Origin of the sequence: Cellulosimicrobium funkei (genome assembly GCF_001019615.1) — a bacterium.
Lineage (GTDB): Bacteria > Actinomycetota > Actinomycetes > Actinomycetales > Cellulomonadaceae > Cellulosimicrobium > Cellulosimicrobium cellulans_E.
On sequence record NZ_JNBQ01000011.1, the window covers coordinates 73,360 to 96,222 of the forward strand.

Annotated in this window: 16 protein-coding genes and 1 pseudogene; 9 read left to right on the plus strand and 8 right to left on the minus strand. The window is 74.7% G+C overall.

Translation table 11 applies throughout. The annotated features are described in order from the left end of the window. Positions 1-37 precede the first annotated feature (37 nt). Positions 38-187, plus strand: coding sequence for a hypothetical protein (locus tag FB00_RS22020; protein WP_154798248.1), 150 nt, complete (start codon positions 38-40; stop codon positions 185-187). A 9-nt stretch (positions 188-196) separates the two neighbouring features. Here the strand turns inward: FB00_RS22020 and treS are convergent, their stop codons facing one another. Beyond that, a complete protein-coding gene (gene treS / locus FB00_RS10855; protein ID WP_082141225.1) occupies positions 197-2,002 on the minus strand; it encodes a maltose alpha-D-glucosyltransferase in 1,806 nt (601 codons plus the stop codon). Beyond that, positions 1,999-4,092: an alpha-1,4-glucan--maltose-1-phosphate maltosyltransferase gene (locus tag FB00_RS10860; protein WP_082141226.1), complete on the minus strand. Its 2,094-nt coding sequence runs from the start codon at positions 4,090-4,092 to the stop codon at positions 1,999-2,001. Before FB00_RS10860 ends, treS begins: the two co-directional genes overlap by 4 nt. A gap of 171 nt (positions 4,093-4,263) precedes the next feature. Here FB00_RS10860 and glgP point away from each other — a divergent pair, with 171 nt between their 5' ends. Further along, positions 4,264-6,864: an alpha-glucan family phosphorylase gene (glgP, locus tag FB00_RS10865; RefSeq protein WP_047232928.1), complete on the plus strand. Its 2,601-nt coding sequence runs from the start codon at positions 4,264-4,266 to the stop codon at positions 6,862-6,864. A gap of 180 nt (positions 6,865-7,044) precedes the next feature. Further along, entirely contained in the window at positions 7,045-8,049 is a 1,005-nt protein-coding gene (locus FB00_RS10870) for a hypothetical protein (RefSeq protein ID WP_052877594.1), read from the plus strand. Between the two features lie 33 nt (positions 8,050-8,082). Here the strand turns inward: FB00_RS10870 and FB00_RS10875 are convergent, their stop codons facing one another. The 4 genes and pseudogenes from FB00_RS10875 to FB00_RS23100 all read right to left on the minus strand — a co-directional run. Next, positions 8,083-9,339 (minus strand): hypothetical protein, encoded by a 1,257-nt coding sequence (locus FB00_RS10875; RefSeq protein ID WP_052877595.1) that lies wholly within the window; start codon positions 9,337-9,339, stop codon positions 8,083-8,085. A 148-nt stretch (positions 9,340-9,487) separates the two neighbouring features. Next, positions 9,488-11,242: an FAD-binding dehydrogenase gene (locus tag FB00_RS10880; RefSeq protein ID WP_047232957.1), complete on the minus strand. Its 1,755-nt coding sequence runs from the start codon at positions 11,240-11,242 to the stop codon at positions 9,488-9,490. A gap of 106 nt (positions 11,243-11,348) precedes the next feature. Further along, complete coding sequence (locus FB00_RS23095) at positions 11,349-12,029, minus strand: hypothetical protein (RefSeq protein ID WP_331386741.1); 681 nt, start codon at positions 12,027-12,029, stop codon at positions 11,349-11,351. Positions 12,030-13,389: 1,360 nt separating this feature from the next. After that, a pseudogene (locus FB00_RS23100) lies at positions 13,390-13,881 on the minus strand (hypothetical protein); the annotation flags it as partial. Between FB00_RS23100 and FB00_RS10890 the strand changes: the two are divergent. From FB00_RS10890 to FB00_RS10905, 4 genes are all read left to right on the plus strand, one after another. Next, positions 13,840-14,655 (plus strand): electron transfer flavoprotein subunit beta/FixA family protein, encoded by an 816-nt coding sequence (locus FB00_RS10890; protein WP_047232929.1) that lies wholly within the window; start codon positions 13,840-13,842, stop codon positions 14,653-14,655. The pseudogene FB00_RS23100 and the gene FB00_RS10890 overlap by 42 nt on opposite strands. Before the next feature lie 13 nt (positions 14,656-14,668). Continuing rightward, positions 14,669-15,676, plus strand: coding sequence for an electron transfer flavoprotein subunit alpha/FixB family protein (locus tag FB00_RS10895; protein WP_047232930.1), 1,008 nt, complete (start codon positions 14,669-14,671; stop codon positions 15,674-15,676). A 7-nt stretch (positions 15,677-15,683) separates the two neighbouring features. Continuing rightward, entirely contained in the window at positions 15,684-16,223 is a 540-nt protein-coding gene (locus FB00_RS10900; protein WP_047232931.1) for a hypothetical protein, read from the plus strand. Positions 16,224-16,405: 182 nt separating this feature from the next. Then, positions 16,406-18,541 (plus strand): PhoX family protein, encoded by a 2,136-nt coding sequence (locus FB00_RS10905; RefSeq protein ID WP_047232932.1) that lies wholly within the window; start codon positions 16,406-16,408, stop codon positions 18,539-18,541. Positions 18,542-18,612: 71 nt separating this feature from the next. On the opposite strand, the gene FB00_RS10910 is transcribed toward FB00_RS10905, so the two are convergent. Then, entirely contained in the window at positions 18,613-19,659 is a 1,047-nt protein-coding gene (locus FB00_RS10910) for an aminoglycoside phosphotransferase family protein (RefSeq protein ID WP_052877596.1), read from the minus strand. A 214-nt stretch (positions 19,660-19,873) separates the two neighbouring features. On the opposite strand from FB00_RS10910, the gene FB00_RS10915 reads away from it, so the two are divergent. Further along, entirely contained in the window at positions 19,874-21,145 is a 1,272-nt protein-coding gene (locus tag FB00_RS10915) for a cysteine desulfurase family protein (protein ID WP_419865525.1), read from the plus strand. After that, entirely contained in the window at positions 21,142-22,332 is a 1,191-nt protein-coding gene (gene mnmA / locus FB00_RS10920) for a tRNA 2-thiouridine(34) synthase MnmA (protein WP_047232933.1), read from the plus strand. The genes FB00_RS10915 and mnmA overlap by 4 nt, the downstream gene beginning before the upstream one ends. On the opposite strand, the gene FB00_RS21095 is transcribed toward mnmA, so the two are convergent. Next, complete coding sequence (locus tag FB00_RS21095) at positions 22,305-22,733, minus strand: ester cyclase (RefSeq protein ID WP_156186372.1); 429 nt, start codon at positions 22,731-22,733, stop codon at positions 22,305-22,307. The two genes, mnmA and FB00_RS21095, sit on opposite strands and share 28 nt — an antisense overlap. Positions 22,734-22,863: the final 130 nt, after the last annotated feature.

A 22,863-nucleotide genomic window follows, 5' to 3' on the forward strand; every position in this document is an offset into this window, starting at 1 on the left:
GTCCGGACACGCCCACGGGCGCTGAGGAGGGATACCGATGGACTGTCCGCACCCGGCCGTCACGCTCACGGAGGAGCCGGTGCGACTGAGCCACTGCGTCTCGGTCGTGCACTGGTTCACGTGCGACGCGTGCGGGGAGCGCGCCGCGGTGGTCACCCGGACGGAGATGTTCCTGGACCGAGGGTGAGCCGCACGGTCAGGCGGGGTCGCTCACCACGAGCCAGTAGAAGTCGCGCGACCCCCACGTCATGACGACACGCTCGTCGTCGTCGACGGCGGGGAAGTGGGCCCCGCCGAACACGTCGGTGAGCGTCGCGCCGGCGTGCCCGGGCAGGTGCACCGAGGCCGAGCGCGCGGTCGCGGACAGGTTCGCGACGCACAGGATCGTCTCGGTGTCGGTGCGGCGCAGGAACGCGAGGATCGACTCGTTGTCGCACTCGAGCGCGACGAAGTCGCCCGTGCCGAACGCCTTGTGGCGGCGCCGGACCTTGAGCATCCCGTGCACCCAGTGCAGCAGGGACGTCGACTGCTCGAGCTGCGACTCGACGTTGACGTAGCCGTAGTGGTGCACGAGCGACTGCACGAGCGGCAGGTACACCTTGCCGGGGTCGGCGGTCGAGAACCCGGCGTTGCGGTCGGGCGTCCACTGCATGGGGGTGCGCACCGAGTCGCGGTCGGGCAGCCAGATGTTGTCGCCCATCCCGATCTCGTCGCCGTAGTAGAGGCACGGGCTGCCCGGGAGGGAGAGCAGGAGCGCGTGCGCGAGCTCGACCTCCTTGCGCGAGTTGTCGAGCAGGGGCGCGAGCCGACGGCGGATGCCGACGTTCGCGCGCATGCGCGGGTCGGGCGCGTACCACCCGTACATGGACGCGCGCTCCTCGGTGGAGACCATCTCGAGCGTGAGCTCGTCGTGGTTGCGCAGGAACGTGCTCCACTGGGCGCCGGGCGGGATGTCGGGCGTGTCGGCGAGGATCTCGAGGACCTGGTTCGCGCGCTGGTCACGGATCGCGTAGTAGATGCGGGGCATCACGGGGAAGTGGAAGCACATGTGGCACTCGGGCTCGTCCTCGGTGCCGAAGTAGTCCACGACCTCGCGCGGCCACTGGTTCGCCTCGGCGAGCAGGATGCGCCCCGGGAACTCGGCGTCGACCATGCGCCGCACGCGCCGCAGGAACTCGTGCGTCTGCGGCAGGTTCTCGCAGTTGGTGCCCTCGGCCTCGTAGAGGTAGGGCACCGCGTCGAGCCGGAACCCGTCGACGCCCATCTGCAGCCAGAACCGCGCGACGTCGAGCATCGCGTCGGCGACGCGCGGGTTCTCGAAGTTGAGGTCGGGCTGGTGGGAGAAGAACCGGTGCCAGAAGAACTGGCGCCGCACGGGGTCGAACGTCCAGTTGGACGTCTCGGTGTCGACGAAGATGATGCGCGCGTCCTGGTAGCGCGTGTCGTCGTCGCTCCACACGTAGAAGTCGCCGTACGGGCCCTCGGGGTCGGCGCGCGACGCCTGGAACCACGGGTGCTGGTCGCTCGTGTGGTTCATGACGAGGTCGATGACGACGCGCATGCCGCGCGCGTGCGCCTCGCTCACGAGCTCCGCGAAGTCGGACGTCGAGCCGTACTGCGGGGCGATCGCGGTGTAGTCGGAGACGTCGTAGCCGCCGTCGCGCAGGGGCGACGGGTAGAACGGCGGCAGCCACAGCGCGTCGATGCCGAGCCACTGGAGGTAGTCGAGGCGGTCGATGAGGCCCCGCAGGTCGCCCGTCCCGCTGCCGTCGGAGTCGGAGAACGCGCGGACGATCACCTCGTAGAAGACCGCGGTGCGGTACCAGTCCGGGTCGTCGGACAGGCCGGGGCGCGCGTCGACGGGCGCGGCCGGCTGGCGGCGCGGCGGGAGCGCCGCGACGGGGACCGGCGCGGTGATGGGCGGCACGGGGGCGGGGCCGGCAGCCGGCCCCCGGACGGGGTTCGGGATCTGGACCGGACGAGCGTCGCGGGGGAACGTCATGCGGGCCTCACGTGCACGACGTGCGCGACCTGGCGCATCGGCTCGAGCCGCACGTACACGTCCTGTCCCCAGCCGTAGCTCTCTCCGGACAGCTCGTCGTGCGCGACGAACGACGGCGCCCAGGGGTCGTGGCCGTCCGGGAGCGCCGGGAGGCCGAGGGCCTCGAGGTCGAGGTGCACGTTCGACTCCTGCGGAGAGTGGGGGTCGAGGTTCACGACGACGACGACGGTGTCCGCCTCGCCGGTCGGGGAGTGCTCGGCGGGCAGGTGCCGCGAGAACGCGAGCACCTGGTCGTTCGTCGTCGGGTGGACGGTGAGGTTGCGGAGCTGGCGGAGCGCCGGGTGGTCACGCCGGACCTCGTTGAGGCGCGTGAGCAGCGTCGAGATGCCGATCTCCTCGGCGAGCGCCCAGTCGCGCGGCTTGTACTCGTACTTCTCGTTGTCGATCTGCTCCTCGACGCCCGGCCGCGGGACGTTCTCGACGAGCTCGTACCCCGAGTAGATCCCCCAGGTCGGCGACCCGGTCGCGGCGAGCACCGCGCGCACCGCGAACCCGGCCACCCCGCCGTGCTGGAGGTACGGCGGGAGGATGTCGTGCGTCGTCGGCCAGAAGCTCGGCCGCATGTACGCCCCGGCCTCGCCCGAGACCTCCTCGAGGTACTCGGCGAGCTCGTCGCGGGTGTTGCGCCACGTGAAGTACGTGTACGACTGGTGGAACCCGATGCGCGCGAGCGTGTGCATCATCGCGGGCTTGGTGAACGCCTCGGAGAGGAACACCACCTCGGGGTTCGTCGCGCGCACCTCGGCGAGCAACCATTCCCAGAAGTCGAGCGGCTTGGTGTGCGGGTTGTCGACGCGGAACGCCGTGACGCCCCGGTCGATCCACACGCGGACCACGCGCAGGACCTCGGCGTAGATGCCCTCGGGGTCGTTGTCGAAGTTGAGCGGGTAGATGTCCTGGTACTTCTTGGGCGGGTTCTCGGCGTACGCGATCGAGCCGTCGACGCGGGTCGTGAACCACTCGGGGTGCTCGGCGACCCACGGGTGGTCGGGCGAGCACTGGAGCGCGAGGTCGATCGCGACCTCGAGCCCGTGGCGCCGGGCCTCCTTGACGAACGCGCGGAACGTGCGGTCGCTGCCGAGCTCGGGGTGGATCGCGTCGTGGCCGCCGTCCTTCGAGCCGATCGCGTACGGGCTGCCCGGGTCGCCCGGGAGCGCGGTGAGGGAGTTGTTGCGGCCCTTGCGGTGGGTCGTGCCGATGGGGTGGACGGGCGTGAGGTAGACGACGTCGAAGCCCATCGCGGCGATCGCCGGCAGGCGGCGGGCAGCGGCGGTGAACGTGCCCGAGCGCCAGCGACCGTCCTTGAGCCGCCGCGCGCCCTCGGAGCGCGGGAACATCTCGTACCACGCGCCCGCGAGCGCCAGCGGGCGCTCCACGCGCAGGGCGTACGTGGCCGACGCCGTCACGTGGTCGCGCAGGGGCGCGCGACGCAGGACGTCGCGCACCTCGGGCGACGTCGCGGCGGCGAGCCGGGCCTGCGCGGGCCGGCTCGCGTCGGCGAGCGCGGCGGCCGCGTCGGCGAGCGTGCGCGCGTCCTCGGGGGAGCGGGCTCCCGGGGTGCCGTCCGCGCCCGGCAGGGGGACGGCGTCGGCCAGGACGCGCTCGAAGAGCCGGACGCCCTCGGCGAGCATGAGGTCGACGTCGACGCCCGCCTCGATCTTGATCGTCGCGTCGTGGGACCACGTGCCGTACGGGTCGCTCCACGCCTCGACGCGCAGCGACCAGTCACCGACCGCGTCGGGGTGCAGCGTGGCGCGGAACCGGTCGAGGCCGGGCGCGACGTCGACCATCGGCGCGGTGCGCTCGGTCCCGTCGGGGGCGACGAGGACGGCGGTCGCCGCGACGGCGTCGTGCCCCTCGCGGAACACGGTCGCCTCGACCGGCACCATCTCGCCGACGACCGCCTTCGCGGGCCACCGGCCGCCCTCGACGACGGGCGAGACGTCCAGCACGGGGATGCGGCCGATCGGGGCGGCGGGGGCGGGGGCGGGCGAGCGGTGCGGCGCGCGGGCCGGAGGGGTCGTCGTCACACGCACAACGTATCGAGGCCCCCGGGGCCCAGGCACCTGGGAGCGGGGGTCGGCGCGTCGCACGTCCGTGCGCGCAGGCGGCGCGCACCCGGGTGAAAGTTCATGCAAGCGTTACGTGCGGGTGACAGCGCGAGGGTGTGCAGCGGCCCGCGCCCCCGTAGTCTCGTCCCCGTGAGAGCGATCCGACGGTTCACCGTCCGCACCCTGCTGCCCGCCGAGCTGCGCGACCTGGACGAGCTGGCGCACAACCTGCGCTGGTCCTGGCACGCCCCGACACGCGACCTGTTCGCCGGCATCGACCCCGAGGCGTGGGCGTCGGCGCACGGCGACCCCGTCGCGCTGCTGGGCGCGCTCGGCCCGGAGCGCCTCGCGGAGCTCGCCGCGGACGGCGCGTTCGTCGAGCGCGTGCGCGCGGCGGCTGCCGACCTGCGGCACTACCTCGACGACGCGCTGTGGTACCAGCAGCAGGCGGCCTCGGACGAGGGGAGCGACTCGCTCCCCGCCGCGATCGCGTACTTCTCGCCCGAGTTCGGCATCACGTCGGTGCTGCCGCAGTACTCGGGCGGCCTCGGCATCCTCGCGGGCGACCACCTCAAGAGCGCGAGCGACCTCGGCGTGCCGATCGTCGGCGTCGGGCTCCTGTACGGCGCCGGGTACTTCAAGCAGTCCCTCACGCGCGACGGCTGGCAGGTCGAGACCTACCCGCTGCTCGACCCGGACGGCCTGCCCCTGACGTTGCTGCGCGACGACGACGGCACGCCCGCGCGCGTGTCTCTCGCCCTCCCGGGCGGGCGCACGCTGCACGCGCACGTGTGGGTCGCGGCCGTCGGGCGCGTGCCCCTGCTCCTGCTCGACTCGAACGTGCCCGGCAACGACGAGGCCGCGCGCAAGGTCACCGACCGCCTCTACGGCGGCGGCGGCGAGCACCGCCTCCAGCAGGAGCTCCTGCTCGGCGTGGGCGGCGTGCGCGCGCTGCGCCTCTGGTCGCGCCTCACCGGCGCGCCCGAGCCGGAGGTCTACCACACGAACGAGGGCCACGCCGGGTTCCTCGGCGTCGAGCGCATCCGCGAGCTCGTGGAGCAGGGCCTCACGTTCGACGAGGCGCTCGAGGCGGTGCGCGCCGCGACCGTGTTCACGACCCACACGCCCGTGCCCGCCGGGATCGACCGGTTCGGCCGCGACCTCGTCACGCAGTACTTCGGCGGCGACATGGCGGTCGACGGCCTGCCCGTCGAGCGGGTCCTCGCGCTCGGGGCCGAGGACTACGACGGCGGCGACCCGACCGTCTTCAACATGGCCGTCATGGGCCTGCGCCTGGGCGGTCGCGCCAACGGCGTCTCGCTGCTGCACGGCGAGGTCTCGCGCGGCATGTTCGAGGGGCTGTGGCCGGGCTTCGACGCGCGCGAGGTCCCCATCACGTCCGTGACGAACGGCGTGCACTCGCCCACCTGGGTGGACCCGGCGTTCGCGGCCCTCGAGGCCGACCGGCTCGGGCTCGACGAGCTCACGGCCGACGCCGCGTCGTCGGGCTGGCTCCGCGGTGCCGGGGACGGCGGCGTGAGCGACGGCGAGCTGTGGGCGATCCGCCGCGAGATGCGGGGCCGCCTCGTCGACGAGGCACGCCGCCGCGTGCGCAAGTCGTGGCGCGAGCGCGGCGCGACCCCGGCCGAGCTCGGCTGGGTCGACGACGTCCTGTCGCCCGACGTGCTCACCATCGGCTTCGCGCGCCGCGTGCCCACGTACAAGCGGCTCACGCTCATGCTGCGCGACCCCGAGCGGCTCAAGGCGCTGCTGCTGCACCCCGAGCGTCCGGTCCAGCTCGTCGTGGCCGGCAAGTCGCACCCCGCGGACGACCAGGGCAAGCGGCTCATCCAGCAGCTCGTGCGCTTCACCGACGACCCCGAGGTACGCCACCGCATCGTCTTCCTGCCCAACTACGACATCGCCATGGCGCAGTCGCTCTACCCGGGCTGCGACGTCTGGCTCAACAACCCGCTGCGGCCGCTCGAGGCGTCGGGGACGTCGGGCATGAAGTCGGCGCTCAACGGCGGTCTCAACCTGTCGATCCTCGACGGGTGGTGGGACGAGTGGTTCGACGGGGAGAACGGCTGGGCCATCCCCACCGCGGACGGCGTGGAGGACGCGGACCGTCGTGACGATCTCGAGGCCGCCGCGCTCTACGACCTCGTGGAGCAGCAGGTCGCGCCCCGCTTCTACGACCGCGACACCGACGGCGTGCCCGGCCGATGGCTCGAGATGGTGCGCCACACGCTCGCGACGCTCGGGCCCAAGGTCCAGGCGACGCGCATGGTCGGCGAGTACGTCACGCGCCTGTACGCGCCCGCCGCCGCGGCCGGGCGGACGCTGGCCGCCGACGGGCTCGCCCCGGCACGCGAGCTCGCGCACTGGAAGGAGTCCGTGCGGTCGGGGTGGTCGCGGGTGCGCGTCGACCACGTCGACTCGTCCGGCATCGGCGAGGTCCCGCAGGTCGGGGACCGCCTCACGGTGCGCGCGTACGTGTCGCTGGGCGACCTGCGCCCCGAGGACGTGCAGGTGCAGGTCGTGCACGGGCGCGTCAGCGAGGCCGACGTCATCGAGGAGTTCACCGCCGAGCCGCTCGCGCTCGCCGAGACGTACGAGGCCGGCCGCTACGCGTTCGCCGGCGACGTCGTGCTCGACGCCTCCGGCCCGTTCGGGTACACGGTCCGCGTCGTCCCGACGCACAGCGGCCTCCCCAGCGTCGCCGAGCTCGGCCTCGTCGCCAACGCGTGACGCCTCGCGCGAAGTAGAGCCTCCGGTCGCGACGTAGAACCCCGTGTGTTCTACCTCGCGACCGGAGGCTCTATCTCGCGGGACGCGGCCGGTGACGAGACTGGCGCATACCGCTAGCGGTTTTCCACAGGCCCCTGCCCAGCCCTGGCTGTGGCCGGCGTGCTCGGACAGTCTGTGCCCATGAGCACGGACGAGCACGAGGTCGAGCAGGCGCGTCGGACGGTGAGCCGTCCCCGGGACGCGCGGCGTCCGCCCGGGCGTCACGACGACCCGTACGCCTCTGCGCCGTTGCCGTCGGTGGTCCGGTTCTCGACGGAGCGGCGCGCGGAGATCGTGGCAGGCGTCCGCCGCGGCACGCTCGTGCGGGTGCGTCAGGGTGTCTACACGGCCCCGCCGGACCCGGCGGCCTCGCCGGCACAGCGTCGGCGCGAGGCCGTCGTCGCGCGCGCCGTGGCGCTCTCGGGACGGTTGACGACGGACTACTGGTTCAGCCACTCGACCGCCGCCGTCCTGCACGGCCTGTGGACCTGGCGCCTCGCGGACGAGGTCCACGTGACGCAGCTCGGGAACCCGTCCGTGCGCCGGACCGACCCGGGTCTCCGCAGGCACTGGACGTCGCTGCCCGAGAGCGACCGTGGCGAGCTCGACGGCCTCCCGGTCACCTCGTTGGAGCGCACGATCGTCGACTGCGCGCGCTCTCTCAGCCCGGTGGCGGGCATCGTGGTCGCGGACTCGGGGCTCCGCGCGGGCGCTGACGTCCGTCGGGTCGAGGCGGCTCTGCCGGCAGCCGCCGGTGGACGTGGCGTGCGACGTGCGCGTCGAGTGCTCGCCGAGGCAGATGCGCGCTCGGAGTCGCCGGGCGAGAGCCTGGTCCGCTGGTTGGTGGTCGACGCCGGCCTCCCGCGCCCCGAGCCGAACCTCGCGGTGACCACCTGGCGAGGCTCGTACCGGCTGGACCTCGCATGGACGACGCATCGCGTCGCGGTGGAGTTCGACGGAGCGGTCAAGTACTCCGGCGGCGAGTACGGCGACCCGCGGGGACGGCTGCTCGCGGAGAAGGCCCGGCACGACGCGCTGGTGGAGGCCGGTTGGCTCGTGCTGCGGGTGACGTGGAACGACCTCGCCGAACCTGACGTGCTTCTCCGTCGCATCCGGGCAGCGCTCGCGCGACGCTCCGCGAGATAGAGGCTCCCGCCGCGAGGTAGAGCTCCGCGCGCTCTACCTCGCGACCGGAAGCTCTACCTCGCGGCTGTCCAGGAGGGTGAGGTAGCGGGAGCGGGTGCGGACGACGTCGGCGAGCTGAGTCTGGATCCCGTCTACGAACTCCTCGCGGTAGACGGCGTCGACCTGGACGGAGATCGCGTAGTACAGACCGGTGAACGTCGCGATCGCGACCGAGACGCGCAGGAGGGTCTGCGTGACGACGAGGTCCGCGCCGCCGACGCCACCCCCGCCCGCGAGCGAGAACGTACGCTCCCACGTGCCGCCGTCGACGTCCCAGAGCGCCATGACCTCCGGCGTCACGGTGAGCGTGCCGAGCGCCATGAAGAACAAGCCCATCCCGAGGCTCACGACGAGCACCTGGAGCAGCTGGCTCGTCGCGATCATCGCGGCGAGGTTCGCTCGTTGCCGCGGGGTGAAGCGGGCGGCCCGCTCGTGCTCCGGCATGTCGGCGACGGTCTCCGCGAGCGCCTCGCGCGCCTCCCCAGGCACGCGCAGGCCGACGAAGACCACGACGAGCAGGGCGAAGAACGCACCGAGCACGATGTCCGCGACGCCGTGGGTGCGGTCGAAGACCTGCCACACCTCGGCGTTGTAGAACAGCACGAGCGAGAAGACGAGCAGCAGTGGCAGCAGTCGCACGAGGCGCAGGAGCGACGCGCCGAGCTCGTCGACCACCCGCGCGAGGCCCCACCACAGCGACGACAGCACCCCGTACCCGACCACGACGCGCACGGCCCCGAGCAGGACCAGGTTGCCCGCCACCGTGAGCAGTGCCTCGTCCCACTGCCCGCCGAACACGAGGGGCAGCAGCGCGGGCACGAGGACGAAGAACGCGAGCTCGGGCACGCCGACCGACTGGGGGAGGGTCGACCACGGGCGGCCGCGAAGCACGTTGAGGCCGGCGTACGCGGCCGCGACGATCGCGGCGCCCCCCAGGAGCGCCAGCGCGTTGGCCCAGGCCGGCCAGCCGGACCGGATCGCGCCCGTGAGCTCGGCGAGCAGCACGACGAGCAGGAACGGTGCCGACCGCCCGAACACGTCGCGGTCGAGCGAGTGCCCCTCGACGAGCAGCGGCAGCCCGTTGCGGCGGAAGACGCGCTCGCACGCGGCGACGTCGGGGGGTGCGGCCGCCGGGTCCGTGCCAGGCTGCTCGCCGGCACCCGGACCGGCCGGATCGTCGTGCCTGACCGGTCCCGTGCCCGAGGCTGGGGCGGGTCGCCCGGTTCGGGGCGCGTCGTCGTGCACGCTCATGCTCGGTGACCCTACCCGCCGCGGCACCGTGCGCGACCGACGCTGACGGACGATCCTCAGCGACCACGGTTCTACCTCGCGTGACCAGGCCTCTACCTCGGTGGACCAGGCCTCTACCTCGGCCGACCAGGCCTCTACCTCGCGGGGGTCAGCCGAGCTCGGCCGCGAGCGAGCGGCCCGCGACGCGGCCGGAGTAGAGGCAGCCGCCGAGGAACGTGCCCTCGAGGGCGCGGTGGCCGTGCACGCCTCCACCGCCGAACCCGGCGGCCTCGCCCGCCGCCCAGAGCCCGGGCAGCACCGTGCCGTCCTGGCGCAGCACGCGCGCGGAGGTGTCCGTCCACAGCCCGCCGAGCGTCTTGCGCGTGAGCACGGACAGGCGCACGGCGAGCAGGGGCCCGTCCTTGGGCGTCGTGAGCGGGCGCGGGGGCGAGACGCGGATGAGCCGGTCGACGCGGTAGCGCCGCGCCATCGCCGTCGCGACGACCTGCGGGTCCTTGCCGAGCCCGGTGCGGACCTGCTCGTCGCGCAGGTGGACGATGCGCGCGAGGGCGTCGGGGTCGACGTGGCCGCGCGAGCCCGGTGTCGCGTCGACGAGCGCGTTCATGCCGGCCGCGAGCTCCTCGGGCGTGTCGGCCCAGACGAACTCGGGCGACTGCTCCGCGAACCGCGCGACGGGGCCGACGGCGCGCGGCAGGACGCGCTGGGCGAGCAGCCTGACGTCCTTGCCGGTGAGGTCGGGGTTCTGCTCCGACCCGGACAGCGCGAACTCGGACTCCATGATCGCCTTGTTGAGCACGAACCAGGAGTGGTCGTCGCCGCGCTCGGCGACGTGCTGGAGCGCGCCGAGCGCGTCGAACCCGGGGAACAGCGGCGCGGGGAGCCGGTTGCCGTCCGCGTCGAGCCACAGCGAGCTCGGGCCGGGCAGGATGCGGATGCCATGGTCGGTCCAGACGGGGGAGTGGTTCGCGATGCCCTCGGGGTAGTGCCACATGCGGTCCTCGTGCACGAGAGCGGCGCCCACGTCGGCGGCGACGCCGATCATGAGCCCGTCGGTCGAGTCGGGGACGCCGGAGAGCATGCGCGCGGGCAGCCGGCCCGCCGCCTGGGGCCACCGCGAGCGCACGAGCTCGTGGTTCGCGCCGATCCCGCCCGACGTCACGACGACGGCGCTCGCCGCGATCTCGACCTCGCCGACGACCTCGCGCGACGACGGTGCGCCGCGCTCGACGTCCGACGGCGCGAGGACCTCCGCGCGCACGCCGGTCACCGCGCCGTCGGTCACGACGAGCGACGTGACGCGGTGGCGGAACCGCAGGTCGAGCAGCCCGGCGGCGCGGGCGTCGAGCGCGGCGCGCACGAACGGCTCGAGGATCGCGGGACCGGTGCCCCAGGTGACGTGGAAGCGCGGGACGGAGTTGCCGTGCCCCCCCGCGGCCGTCCCGTCGGCGCCCGAGGTCACCGGGTACCCGCCGCGCTCGGCCCACTGCACGAGCGGGAACCACCGCACGCCCTTGTCGTGCAGCCAGCCGCGCATCTCGCCCGCGGCGAAGTCGACGAAGCCGCGTGCCCAGGCGTACCCGTGGCGGTCGGGGCCCTCACCGCGGTCGGCGCCGGGCGCGAACCGCGCGGACCCGAGCCAGTCGTCGAACGCGAGCTCGGCGGAGTCGGTGACGCCCATGCGCCGCTGCTCGGGCGAGCCGACGAGGAACAGGCCGCCGAACGACCACCACGCCTGCCCGCCGAGGCTCGCGGCGGGCTCCTGGTCCAGCAGGACGACGCGCCGCCCGGCCGCGGTGAGCTCGGTCGCCGCGACGAGCCCGGCGAGGCCGGCCCCCACGACGACGACCTCGGGGTTCTCGATCGTGGGGGAGCTGACGGAGGAGTCGACCGCGCTGTCACTCATGCGGGAAGAGTAGAGCACGTGTCCAGCCACCGGCAGGCCCGGGTAGTCGTGCGCGACCACGCCTCTACCTCGTGCCACCGCGCCTCTACCTCGTGCGACCGAGCCTCTACCTCGGCGGGGTGGAGACGTAGACGCGCAGGCTCAAGGCCTCGAGCCCGACGACGTCGCCCGCGCGGGCGGTGCCGTCACCGTTCGCACGGTCCCGGTCCTCGGGGTGCTCCCAGTCCGAGTCCCACGCGAGGTCCCAGCGCTCGGCGTCCGCGTCCGAGGCGGCGCGCACGCCCGGCAGCGTGACGTCGACCGGGTCGAGCCCGCCCGCGAGCACCATGAGCACGTCGGCGTCGCCGGGCTCCGGGGCGGTGCGCAGCATCTGCAGCGTCCGGACGGCGGGGTCGTGCCAGGCGGAGTGGTCGAGGAGCTCGCCGTCGGCGTCGAACCACACGAGGTCGGGCACGCCCACGTCGCTCCCCGGTCCCCGTGCGCCGGCACCCCCGCCCGAGGAGTCGGCGGGCCGCGGGCGGCCGGTGTAGAACGTGTCGGGGCGCAGCGCGGGGTGCTCGCGCCGCAGGGCGAGCAGGTACCGCGCCGTCGCGAGCAGGTCCTTGCGCCACGGCGAGAGGTCCCACGACACCCAGGACGTCTCGTCGTCCTGCACGTAGGCGTTGTTGTTGCCGCGCTGCGTCCGCCCCATCTCGTCGCCCGCGGTGAGCATGGGGGTGCCGGCGGCGAGGACGAGGGTCGCGAGGAGGTTGCGGATCGACCGGCGGCGCAGGGGCGCGATCTCCACTCCGATCCCGAGCGCGTCGAGTCCCGCGCCCGGACCCCCCGCCCGCCCGCGCGTCTGGTGCCGCGACCGGACCCTCGAGACCGTGGTTCCACGACCGGTTGTCGTCCGTACCGTCACGGTTGTCCTCGCCGTTCGCGAGGTTGTGTTTGTGGTCGTACGCGACGAGGTCGGCGAGCGTGAACCCGTCGTGCGCGGTCACGTAGTTCACCGACGCGACGGGTCCGCGCAGCAGCGGCGGGTCGGAGTGGCCGAACAGGTCCGCCGACCCTGCGAGCCGGGTCGCGAGGTCGCGCACGCCGTGGCCGGGCCGCCCGTGGGACGCCTCGCGCGCGTCGGCGAGCCAGAACTGCCGCGCCGCGTCGCGGAACCGGTCGTTCCACTCGGCGAGCGGCGGCGGGAACTGGCCGGTCCGCCAGCCGCCCGGGCCCACGTCCCACGGCTCCGCGACGAGCTTGAGCCCGCACAGCACCGGGTCCGTCTGCAGGGCGACGAGGAACGGGTGGTCGGGGTCGAACCCGGCCGCTCCGCGCCCGAGCGTGACCGCGAGGTCGAACCGGAACCCGTCGACCCCCACGACCTCCGCCCAGTACCGCAGCGAGTCCAGGGCGGCGCGCACCACGGCCGGGCGCCGGAAGTCGAGCGAGTTGCCCGTCCCGGTGACGTCGGCGAGCCGGGCGGGCGAGCCGCCGTCGTGCAGGTAGTAGCCGGCGTTGTCCAGCCCGCGCCACGACAGGTGGTACCCGTCGGCGCCGCCTTCGCACGTGTGGTTGTGCACGACGTCGAGCAGCACCTCGATCCCCGCCTCGTGCAGGAGGTGGACCATGCCGCGGACCTCGTCGAGGACGGCGCCCGGCCCGGCCTCCCGCGCCGCGCGCGTCGCGTACGCGGCGTGGGGCGCGAAGAACCCGAGCGTCGAGTAGCCCCAGTAGTTCGACCGGCCGCTCGCGAGCAGGTGCGGCTCCGGCACGTTCGCGTGCACCGGCAGGAGCTCGACCGTCGTCACGCCCAGCGACCGCAGGTGCTCGATCGTCACCGGGTGCGCGACGCCCGCGTACGTGCCGCGCAGGTGCTCGGGCAGGGCCTCGAGCCGCTGCGTGAGGCCGCGCACGTGCGCCTCGTAGACCACCGTGTCGCGCCACGGGACGCGCGGCCGGGGCGCCAGGGTCCCGGTCGGCTCGGCGACGACCACCGCGTGCGGCACGAACGGCAGCGAGTCGGTCGCGTCCGCCGGGCCGTACGGGTCGCTCCCGACCTGGCCGTGGACCGCCGGGTCGTCGACCAGCTCGCCCACGAGGCCGCGCGCGTACGGGTCGACGAGCAGCTTCGCGGGGTTGTGCCGCAGCCCGGCCGCGGGTTCCCACGGCCCGTGCGCGCGGAACCCGTAGCGCTGCCCCGGCCGGACGCCGGGGACGTGGGCGTGCCAGACGCCGTACGCCGGCCCGGCGAGCGGGACGCGGCGCTCGCGGTAGCGGGCCGGGTCGTGGGCGGGCAGCGACGCGTCGACCACGTCCACGAGGCACAGCTCGACGGCGGTCGCGTGCGACGCGAGGACGGCCACGTCCACGCCGTCGCCCGCGACGCGGACGCCGAGCGGCGGCACGAGGGCGTGCCGGTCGACGGGCCCCGTCGGGAGCGGGAGCGCTGCCGGGACGGTGCCGGGGGTCGGTTCGGGGACGGCGGAGGGGCGGGGCACGTGCACCCGTCCATTGTGGCGGGTGTCACCGGCTCGTCCCGCCGCCCGCCGGTAGGCTGCCCCGAGCGGGCCGGGAACCTCTCCGGCCGACCGCCCAGCGCACAGGGAGAGCAGCCGATGCGGATCGTCGTCGCCGTGAAGTACGTCCCGGACATCCATGCGGACCGGGGCTTCGAGGGCGGGCGCGTCGTGCGCCGGGCCGACGAGGGGACGCTCAACGAGCTCGACGAGAACGCGGTCGAGGCCGCGCTGCGCCTCAAGGAGGCGCTGCCGGAGGGGGAGCGCGAGACCAGCGAGGTGATCGTCCTCACGGTGGCCGGCCCGGACGCGGACGGCGCGGTGCGCCGCTCGTACCAGCTCGGCGCGGACCGCGGCGTGCGCGTGAGCGACGACGCCGTCGCAGGCTCGGACTACTTCGGCACCGCGCGCGTGCTCGCCGCCGCGGTGCGCCGCCTCGCGGACGAGGCGCCGGTGGACGTCGTGGTGACGGGCATGGCCGCGCTCGACGGGCTCGGCTCGGTCGTCCCCGCGCTCCTGTCGGCGGAGCTCGGGCTCCCGCAGCTCACGCTCGCGGGGAAGCTCGAGGTCGAGGGAGAGCCCGGCGCTCGGACGGCTCGCGTCACGCGCGAGCTCGACGGCGTCGAGGAGGTCCTCGAGGCGCCGCTGCCCGCCGTCGTGTCGGTGACCGACCACGCGAACGACCCGCGCATGCCCAACTTCAAGCTCATCATGGCGGCGCGCACGCGCCCGGTGGAGGCGTGGAGCCTCGCCGACCTCGGCGTCGACCCGGCGCTCGTCGGCGACGCCGGCGCGCGGTCGCGCGTGACCGACGCGTCGCCCCGCCCGCCGCGCCCCGACGCCGAGATCGTCGTCGACAAGGGCGAGGGCGGGCGCGCCCTGGCCGAGTTCCTCATCCGCAACGACCTGGTCTGAGAGGCGTCCGCACATGAGCACCCCCGGGACCCGTACCGTCCTCGTCCTCCTCGACTCCGCCGGCACCGAGCTGCGCTCGCCCGTGCTGGAGCTGATCACCGTCGGCCGCTCGCTGGGGCGCGTCGAGGCCGTCGCCCTGGAAGCGCCGAGCGTCGACGTGCTCGCCCAGCTCGGCGCCTACGGCGTCGCGCTCGTACGCCAGGCGGAGCCGTCGACGGGCGGAGAGGTCGTGACCGGCGACGCGCTGCACCTCACGCCCGTCGTGGCCGAGGTCCTCGCCGCCGCGACGCGCGCGTCCGACGCGGACGCCGTCCTGCTCACGTCGTCCTTCCCGAACAAGGAGGCGGCGGCGCGCCTCGCGTTCCTCACCGAGGCGGGCCTCGTCGTCGACGCGTCCGCGCTGACCGACGGCGGCACGCACCTCGTCGCGGACAAGCGCGTCTTCGCCGGGTCCTGGGACGTGCGGAGCGAGATCGTCACCGATCCCGCCGTGCTCACGCTGCGGGCGAACTCCGTCGTGCCGCAGCCCGCAGAGGTCGCCGTGGCGACCGAGGTCGCTGCGCTGCGGCTCGAGCTCTCGCCCGCCGCGACCGCGGCGCGCGTGGTGTCCCGCACGGTCGACGAGTCGGCCGGCGCGGGTCGCCCGGCGCTCGGCGAGGCCGCGATCGTCGTCGCCGGGGGCCGTGGCACCAACGGCGACTTCGGTCCCGTCATCGAGCTCGCCGACGCGCTCGGCGCGGCCGTGGGCGCGACGCGCGACGCCGTGTACGAGGGCTGGCACGACCAGTTCGTCGGGCAGACGGGCGTGACCGTCGCGCCGCGGCTGTACATCGGCGCGGGCATCTCCGGCGCCCCGCACCACCGCGGCGGCATGCAGGCCTCGCAGGTCATCGTCGCGGTGAACAACGACCCCGAGTGCCCGCTGTTCGAGATCTCGGACTTCGCGGTCGTCGGCGACCTCGCGGACGTGCTGCCCCAGGCGGCCGAGGTGCTGCGCGAGCACCGGTCGTCCCAGGGCTAGGGGCCCGATGGCCTGGTGGGAGGACGAGCGGTCGAACCTCGCCGACCAGCTCGCGGACTCGAGCCGGCCCGTACGGTCGGCGTCGCCCTACGAGGGCGACCGCTCGGGCGCGTGGGCGACCCTGCCGTGGTGGCTGCTGCTCGGAGCGGTGGTCACGGCCGCCGGTGTCGTGGTGCTCCGGCTCGCCGGCACGGTCGCGGGGACGAGCTTCGGCGCCACCGTCCTCGCACTGGGGATCTTCTACCTCAGCCAGTACGGGGTCCTGGCCTTCTACGCGCTCCAGGCCGGTCGCCTGCGGGACCGGCGCGTCGCGGCCGCGCTCGCGCACGAGCCGCCGCCCGCCCTGACCGACCACGACGTGCGGCAGTTCCACGTGCCGTTCCGTCGCTCGTACTCCGGCTCCGCGTCCATCGGGCTCCTGAACCCCGGCGAGGGACCCTCGCCGGCGGCGCTGCGCGTCGCGCGGGCCGTGGGGGGTCTGTGCATCGTGGTCTTCGTCGTGGGCGCCGTCGTGACGGTCGTTGCCGGGACGCTCGCGCGCGCCTGACGGCACACCCACCGGTACGTGAGCACCGGTCCGTCTCCGCGCTCGCCGCCCAGGGGGCGGACAGCCGGTGCCGAGAATTCACCCGGCGTCCTCCGGGTGGTGGCCGGCCGGTCATCGACCGTTCCTAGCGTCGGGCCGACTCCCCGGTGACGGGGAAGCCCCCCGACCCGTGGAGACGACCGATGACGATCACGCCTGCCCCCGAGCATCGCCCCCTGCTCTCCGTCGCGCCGCACGCGCGCGGCAAGCGCAGCCCCGTCACCTGCCGGCTGAAGTGCGCGGACGCGTGCTCGCACCCGGTCCCCAACGAGAGCGCCAACGAGACGTTCCGCGACGTCGTCGCGGGCGCGATGTCGCGCCGTGCGCTGCTGGGCGGGCTCGCGGTCGGCGCCGCGGCCGTCGTGCTCGGTGCCCAGACCGTCGGCGCCCCGCCCGCCGCGGCCCAGGCGCTGCCCGCCCACGGTGGCGGCCACGGCGGAGGCCGCCCGCAGAAGGGCCTGGCCTTCGGCGCGATCTCGCCGCAGCCCGCGGCGCGCGACGCGTTCGTCGTGCCCGAGGGCTACCGGTGGCGCCCGGTGATCCGCTGGGGCGACCCGATCCTGCGCGGCGCCCAGCCGTTCGACGTCGCGCGCCAGACCCCCGAGGCCCAGGCCCGGCAGTTCGGCTACAACAACGACTACCTCGACATCCTGCCGTTCGAGCGTCAGCACGCCCTCGCCGGCGCGCAGGGCCGGGGCAAGGGCCCGGGCCGCGGCACGCGCGGCCTGCTCGTCGCGAACCACGAGTACACGAACCCGGCGATCATGTTCGACGCCTCGTACGACGCCGCGACCCGCCGCGCCATCGAGCGCGCCGCGCACGGCATGTCCGTGGTCGAGGTGCGCCGCCGTCGGACGGGCACGCCGTGGGACTACGTGGCCGACAGCCGGTACAACCGCCGCGTGCACCTGACGACCGAGTTCCGCCTCACCGGTCCGGCGGCCGGCTCGGACCTCGTCAAGACCGTCGCGGACCCGTCGGGGACGCGCGTGCTGGGCACGTTGAACAACTGCGCGGGCGGCACGACGCCGTGGGGCACCGTGCTCTCGGGCGAGGAGAACTACAACGGCTACTTCCGCACGTCGGGGGCGGGCCACGACGCGCGCTACGGCCTGCGCGACGCCGCGACGGGCTACGGCTGGGAGCTCGACGACCCGCGGTTCGACGCCCGCAACCCCGGGTACGAGAACGAGCCCAACCGCTTCGGCTGGATCGTCGAGATCGACCCGTACGCGCCCGACGAGCCGCCGGTGAAGCACACCGCGCTCGGCCGGTTCAAGCACGAGGGCGCCAACGTGATCCTCTCGCGCCGGGGCAACGCGGTCGCGTACATGGGCGACGACGAGCGCTTCGACTACGTGTACAAGTTCGTCTCGTCGCGCACGATGCGCCCGGGGACCAGCGAGGCGGCGCGTCGTCACAACAAGACGCTGCTCACCGAGGGCTCTCTCTACGTCGCGCGGTTCCGCGGCGACTCGCCCGCGTCCGAGATCGACGGGTCGGGCGCGGTGCCGTCCGACGGCGCGTTCGACGGCCGGGGCGAGTGGGTCCCGCTCGTCCTCGACGGGCGGAGCGAGGTCGAGGGCATGAGCCTCGAGGAGGTGCTCGTCTACACGCGCGTCGCGGCCGACAAGGTCGGGGCGACGAAGATGGACCGCCCCGAGGACGTCGAGCCCAACCCGGTCACGGGCCGCGTCTACGTCGCGTGCACCAACAACACGTCGCGCGGGCCCGCGGCGGCCGAGGCCGCGACCGAGCCGAACCCGCGCAACACCAACCGCGACGGGCACGTCGTGGAGATCGTCGAGGACCGCGACGACGCCGCGTCCCTGACGTTCCGGTGGAACCTCCTGCTCGTCGCGGGCGACCCCGCGACGAACACCTCCACGTACTTCTCGGGCTACCCGAAGGAGAAGGTGTCCCCGATCTCCTGCCCGGACAACCTCGCGTTCGACGCCGAGGGGAACCTCTGGATCTCGACCGACGGTCAGCCGAGCACGATCCAGAAGTGCGACGGGCTGTTCAAGGTCACGCTCGACGGCCGCGAGCGCGGTCGCGTCGAGCAGTTCCTCTCCGTCCCGCGCGGCGCCGAGACGTGCGGACCCCTCGTGGACTCCACGGACCGCATGGTCTACGTGGCGGTCCAGCACCCGGGCGAGGACGGGTCGTTCGACGCCCAGGCGTCGTACTTCCCCGACTACCTGACGCCGGGCGCCCCGGTGCCGACGGGTGCCTTCGCGGGCCCGCGCCCGTCCGTCGTCCAGGTCTGGCGCGACTGACGTCTCCCGATCGACGGAGGGGCCCGGAGCCGCGACGGCGCCGGGCCCCTCCCTCGTCCGCGGTGGGACTCTCAGAGACCGAGGTGCGCCAGCCAGGCGACGGCCGCGACGCCCTGGGCGCGCTGGAACGCGCGCAGGCGGGGGATCGTCGGGACGGCGGCCTTGCGCGCGGAGTGCAGGAAGTACCCGGCGATCCCGGCGACGACCGAGCGCAGGTCGGCGGGGTGCACGTCACGCCCGAGGGGGTGCGCGGCGAAGGTCGACGCCGCCCACGCGCCGCCGCGCGCGCGGCGGGCCGCGTCGGCGCTCACCGTGACCGGCTCGCACACGCCGACGACCCCCTGCATGACGACGCTGGGCAGGAACATCGCGAGGTCGAGCCAGGCCGCACCCCTCGACGCGTGCGGCCAGTCCACGAGGTAGACCCTCTCCGGCGTGAGCAGGACGTTGTCGGCGCGCAGGTCGCCGTGCACGAACGACTCGCCCTCGCACGCCACGAGCGCCCCGCGCTCGGCCTCCGCGAGCGCGTCGAGGTGCGTGGCCGCCCAGGGCGCGACGGCGGGCAGGCGCGGGTCGGGGTCCGCACGGAGCGCGCGCCACCCGGTCGCCATGTCGGCGAAGTCGGGCCCGGTCGGCGGCAGACGCATCGCACGGGCCCCCGGGACGGCCGCGACGCGGACGAGCGTGGTCAGGACCCGGTCGAGCTCGTCGGGGTCCCAGGGCGTGGCGGGCACGTGCCCGTCGACGACCTCGAACGCGAGGGCGATCCAGTCGCCGTCCCCGTGACCCCAGGCGAAGCGCGGGGCGGGGACCGCGCGCGGCAGCCGCGTCGCGACCTTCGCCTCGGCGCGGTGGAGGTTGGCCGCCACGGGCTCGTCCGCGGTCCGGGCCGCCTTGACGAAGAGGCGCGTGCCGTCGTCGAGCGTGAGGACGGACGCGAGGCCGGGGCTGAACCCGGACGAGATCGAGCGCTCCTGCACGACCCGGCCCCCGGCGACCGCCTCCAGCTCGTCGCGCAGCGCGAGCGGCAGGTCTCCCCAGAGCAGGCGACCGCCGCCCGAGGCGACCGGGACGTCCCCGGCGGCCTCGACGGCGGGCGGTGCGGCGTCGTCGGGCATCGAGATGCCACTTCCCCTGTCGGTGGCTGGACGGTCTCGTCCTCGGCACGTTTCCGTCCCGCGGCGACGTGTGGCGCGCGACGGCGGTCCTGCGACCGGGACGAGCGCCCGGCGACGGCCGGGCGCAGACCTCCCACAACCTAGCGCTTCTCGCCGGGAAGTCCAGCGCCGCCCACTCCTCGGACCGCGAGCGCCGCGACCGTTCGTAGACTGGGTGACCGTGACCCATCCATCCGGCCCTGTCCCCGCGGCGGCCGCGTACCTCGACCACGCCGCGACGACGCCGCTGTCCGCGGCGGCGCGCGAGGCGTTCGTCGACGAGCTGTCGCGCACCGGCAACCCGTCGTCGCTGCACGCCGCGGGGCGTGCCGCCCGCCGCACGGTCGAGGAGGCGCGCGAGTCGATCGCCGCGGCGCTCGGCGCGCGCCCGAGCGAGGTGGTGTTCACCGCGGGGGGCACCGAGGCGGACAACCTCGCGATCAAGGGCCTGTTCTGGGGGCGGCGCACGACGGACCCGCGCCGGCTGCGGATCGTCGTGTCCGCGGTCGAGCACCACGCGGTGCTCGACCCCGCGTTCTGGATGGCCGAGCACGCGGGTGCGGAGATCGTCCTGCTGCCCGTCGACGGCGAGGGCCGCGTGGACCTCGCGGCGCTGCGCGCGGAGATCGCCGAGCACGCGGACGAGATCGCGCTCATCTCGGTCATGTGGGCCAACAACGAGGTGGGCACGCTCCAGCCCGTGCAGGAGGTCGTGCAGCTCGCGCGCCCGCACGGCATCCCGGTGCACTCCGACGCGGTGCAGGCGGTCGGCCAGGTCCCGGTCGACTTCGCGGCGAGCGGCCTCGACGCGATGACGGTGTCCGGGCACAAGCTCGGTGGCCCCGTCGGCGTCGGCGCGCTCGTCGCGCGCCGCGACGCCCCGCTCACCCCCGTGCTGCACGGCGGCGGCCAGGAGCGCGGGGTGCGCTCCGGCACGCTCGACGCGCCTGCGATCCGCGCGTTCGGCGTCGCGGTCGCCGAGGCCGTCGCGCGCCGCGAGGAGCGCGCCGCCCACCTCGCGGCCCTGCGCGACGAGCTCGTCGCGGGCGTGCGCGAGCGCGTCCCGGACGCCCTCCTCAGCGGGCCCGAGCCGGGGTCCGGCGACCGCGTCGCCGCCCGCCTGCCCGGCAACGCGCACTTCACGTTCCCGGGGGCCGAGGGCGACTCGCTCCTCTACCTTCTCGACTCCGCGGGCGTGCAGGCCTCGACGGGCTCCGCGTGCCAGGCCGGCGTGCCGCAGCCGTCGCACGTGCTGCTCGCGATGGGCGTGCCCGAGCAGGACGCGCGCGGCGCGCTGCGGTTCACGCTCGGCGTCACGTCCACTCCCGACGACGTCGCGCGCCTCCTCGACGCCCTGCCTCCCGCCGTCGAGCGCGCGCGGGCGGCGGGCCTCGCGTCGGGCCCCACCCGCACCGCGGTCCCCAGCCGCGCGGGAGGTGCCGCATGAGGGTGCTCGCCGCCATGTCGGGCGGCGTCGACTCCGCCGTCGCCGCGGCGCTCGCGGTGGAGGCGGGGCACGAGGTCGTGGGCGTCCACATGGCGCTGTCGCGCAACCGGGACCAGTTCCGCACCGGGTCGCGCGGGTGCTGCTCGATCGAGGACGCGGGGGACGCGCGGCGCGCGGCCGACGTGCTCGGCATCCCGTACTACGTGTGGGACCTCTCGGAGCGGTTCGAGGACACGGTCGTCGCCGACTTCCTGGCGGAGTACGAGGCGGGCCGCACGCCCAACCCGTGCGTGCGCTGCAACGAGCACATCAAGTTCGAGGCGCTGCTCGACAAGGCGACCGCGCTCGGCTTCGACGCCGTCGCGACGGGCCACTACGCGCGCATCGTGACGCGCGAGGAGGCCGACGCGTCGGCCCCGGGCGGGGTGCGCACGGTGCGCGAGCTCCACCGCTCCCCGAACACGGCGAAGGACCAGTCGTACGTCCTCGCGGTCATGGGGCCCGAGCGCCTCGCGCGCGCGATGTTCCCGCTCGGGGACTTCGCGTCGAAGGACGAGGTGCGCGCCGAGGCCGCGCGGCGCGGGCTGTCGGTGTCCGCGAAGCCCGACTCGTACGACATCTGCTTCGTCGCCGACGGCGACACCCAGGGATTCCTGCGCGACCGTCTCGGCACGCGGCCGGGCGAGATCGTCGACGCCGAGGGGACGGTGCTCGGCGAGCACGACGGCGCCTACGCGTACACGGTCGGCCAGCGCAAGGGCCTGGGCATCGACCGCCCCGCACCCGACGGCCGTCCGCGGTACGTGCTCGACGTGCAGCCCGCGAGCAACCGCGTGGTCGTCGGGCCGGCCGAGCTGCTGAGCGTCGACCGCGTCGAGGCCGGCGCGGCGGTCTGGTTCGACGACGCGCGCCCGGCGGCGGGGGAGCAGGCCGACGTCGAGGTGCAGGTCCGCGCGCACGGTGCCCCGGTCGCGGCCCGGGTCCGGGCCGTCGGCGACGCGATGGAGGTCGAGCTCACGGGGACGCCGCTGCGGGGCGTCGCCGCCGGGCAGTCGCTCGTCGTCTACGCCGGCGCGCGCGTGCTCGGCCAGGCCACGGTGGACCGGGCCTACCGCGCCGCGGCGCGACCGGCCGCCGAGGCGACCGCGCGACCGACCGCTCAGCCGACGCCGACGGGCGCGGGGTGAGCCAGCGCCCGCACGAGCGCGGACTCGTCGCGCACGCACCAGTGCTCGGCCTCCTGGCCCTCCGCGAACCGGAGCACGTGCATCTCGCGCACCCGGAACCGGCGTCCCGTCGGGGCGACACCGCGGAAGAACCCGGTGTGCCGCGCGCTGAGCTCGACGTGCAGCGCGACGAGGTCGCCCTCGGCGACCGCGTGCAGGACCTCCACGCGCTGGTCCTCGAACGCCTCGTCGTACCAGTGCATCGTCGCGAGGAGGGCGTCCGCGCCGCCGTCGCAGCCGGGCGACGTGTCGTGGTTGCGGAACCCGGGCGCCAGCAGCGTCGCGAGCGCGTCGCCGTGGTTGCCGGGGATCGCCCGCGTGTGCACGGCGACCGCCGTGGCCTTGTTCTCGTGCGTTCCCATGTCGGAGCCCTTCCGCACACCCTCGTGCTCGGCGGCCGCGCGGCCCCCGGACCCCGGCGGGGTCGCGGCACGGCTCGGTTTCCCAGTGTGCTCCTGGAGAGAGGTGGTCGGCACGTGGTTCGTGACGAGA

What these genes read in the sequence shown, in the direction of transcription:
- FB00_RS10895 (WP_047232930.1), top strand. Translation starts at nt 14,669, where the DNA reads ATGAGCACCCCCGGGACCCGTACCGTCCTCGTCCTCCTCGACTCCGCC.
- FB00_RS22020 (WP_154798248.1), top strand. Translation starts at nt 38, where the DNA reads ATGGACTGTCCGCACCCGGCCGTCACGCTCACGGAGGAGCCGGTGCGA.
- treS (WP_082141225.1), bottom strand. Translation starts at nt 2,002, where the DNA reads ATGACGTTCCCCCGCGACGCTCGTCCGGTCCAGATCCCGAACCCCGTC.
- FB00_RS10875 (WP_052877595.1), bottom strand. Translation starts at nt 9,339, where the DNA reads ATGAGCGTGCACGACGACGCGCCCCGAACCGGGCGACCCGCCCCAGCC.
- FB00_RS10900 (WP_047232931.1), top strand. Translation starts at nt 15,684, where the DNA reads ATGGCCTGGTGGGAGGACGAGCGGTCGAACCTCGCCGACCAGCTCGCG.
- FB00_RS10890 (WP_047232929.1), top strand. Translation starts at nt 13,840, where the DNA reads ATGCGGATCGTCGTCGCCGTGAAGTACGTCCCGGACATCCATGCGGAC.
- FB00_RS10870 (WP_052877594.1), top strand. Translation starts at nt 7,045, where the DNA reads ATGAGCACGGACGAGCACGAGGTCGAGCAGGCGCGTCGGACGGTGAGC.
- FB00_RS10910 (WP_052877596.1), bottom strand. Translation starts at nt 19,659, where the DNA reads ATGCCCGACGACGCCGCACCGCCCGCCGTCGAGGCCGCCGGGGACGTC.
- FB00_RS21095 (WP_156186372.1), bottom strand. Translation starts at nt 22,733, where the DNA reads ATGGGAACGCACGAGAACAAGGCCACGGCGGTCGCCGTGCACACGCGG.
- FB00_RS10905 (WP_047232932.1), top strand. Translation starts at nt 16,406, where the DNA reads ATGACGATCACGCCTGCCCCCGAGCATCGCCCCCTGCTCTCCGTCGCG.
- FB00_RS10880 (WP_047232957.1), bottom strand. Translation starts at nt 11,242, where the DNA reads ATGAGTGACAGCGCGGTCGACTCCTCCGTCAGCTCCCCCACGATCGAG.
- mnmA (WP_047232933.1), top strand. Translation starts at nt 21,142, where the DNA reads ATGAGGGTGCTCGCCGCCATGTCGGGCGGCGTCGACTCCGCCGTCGCC.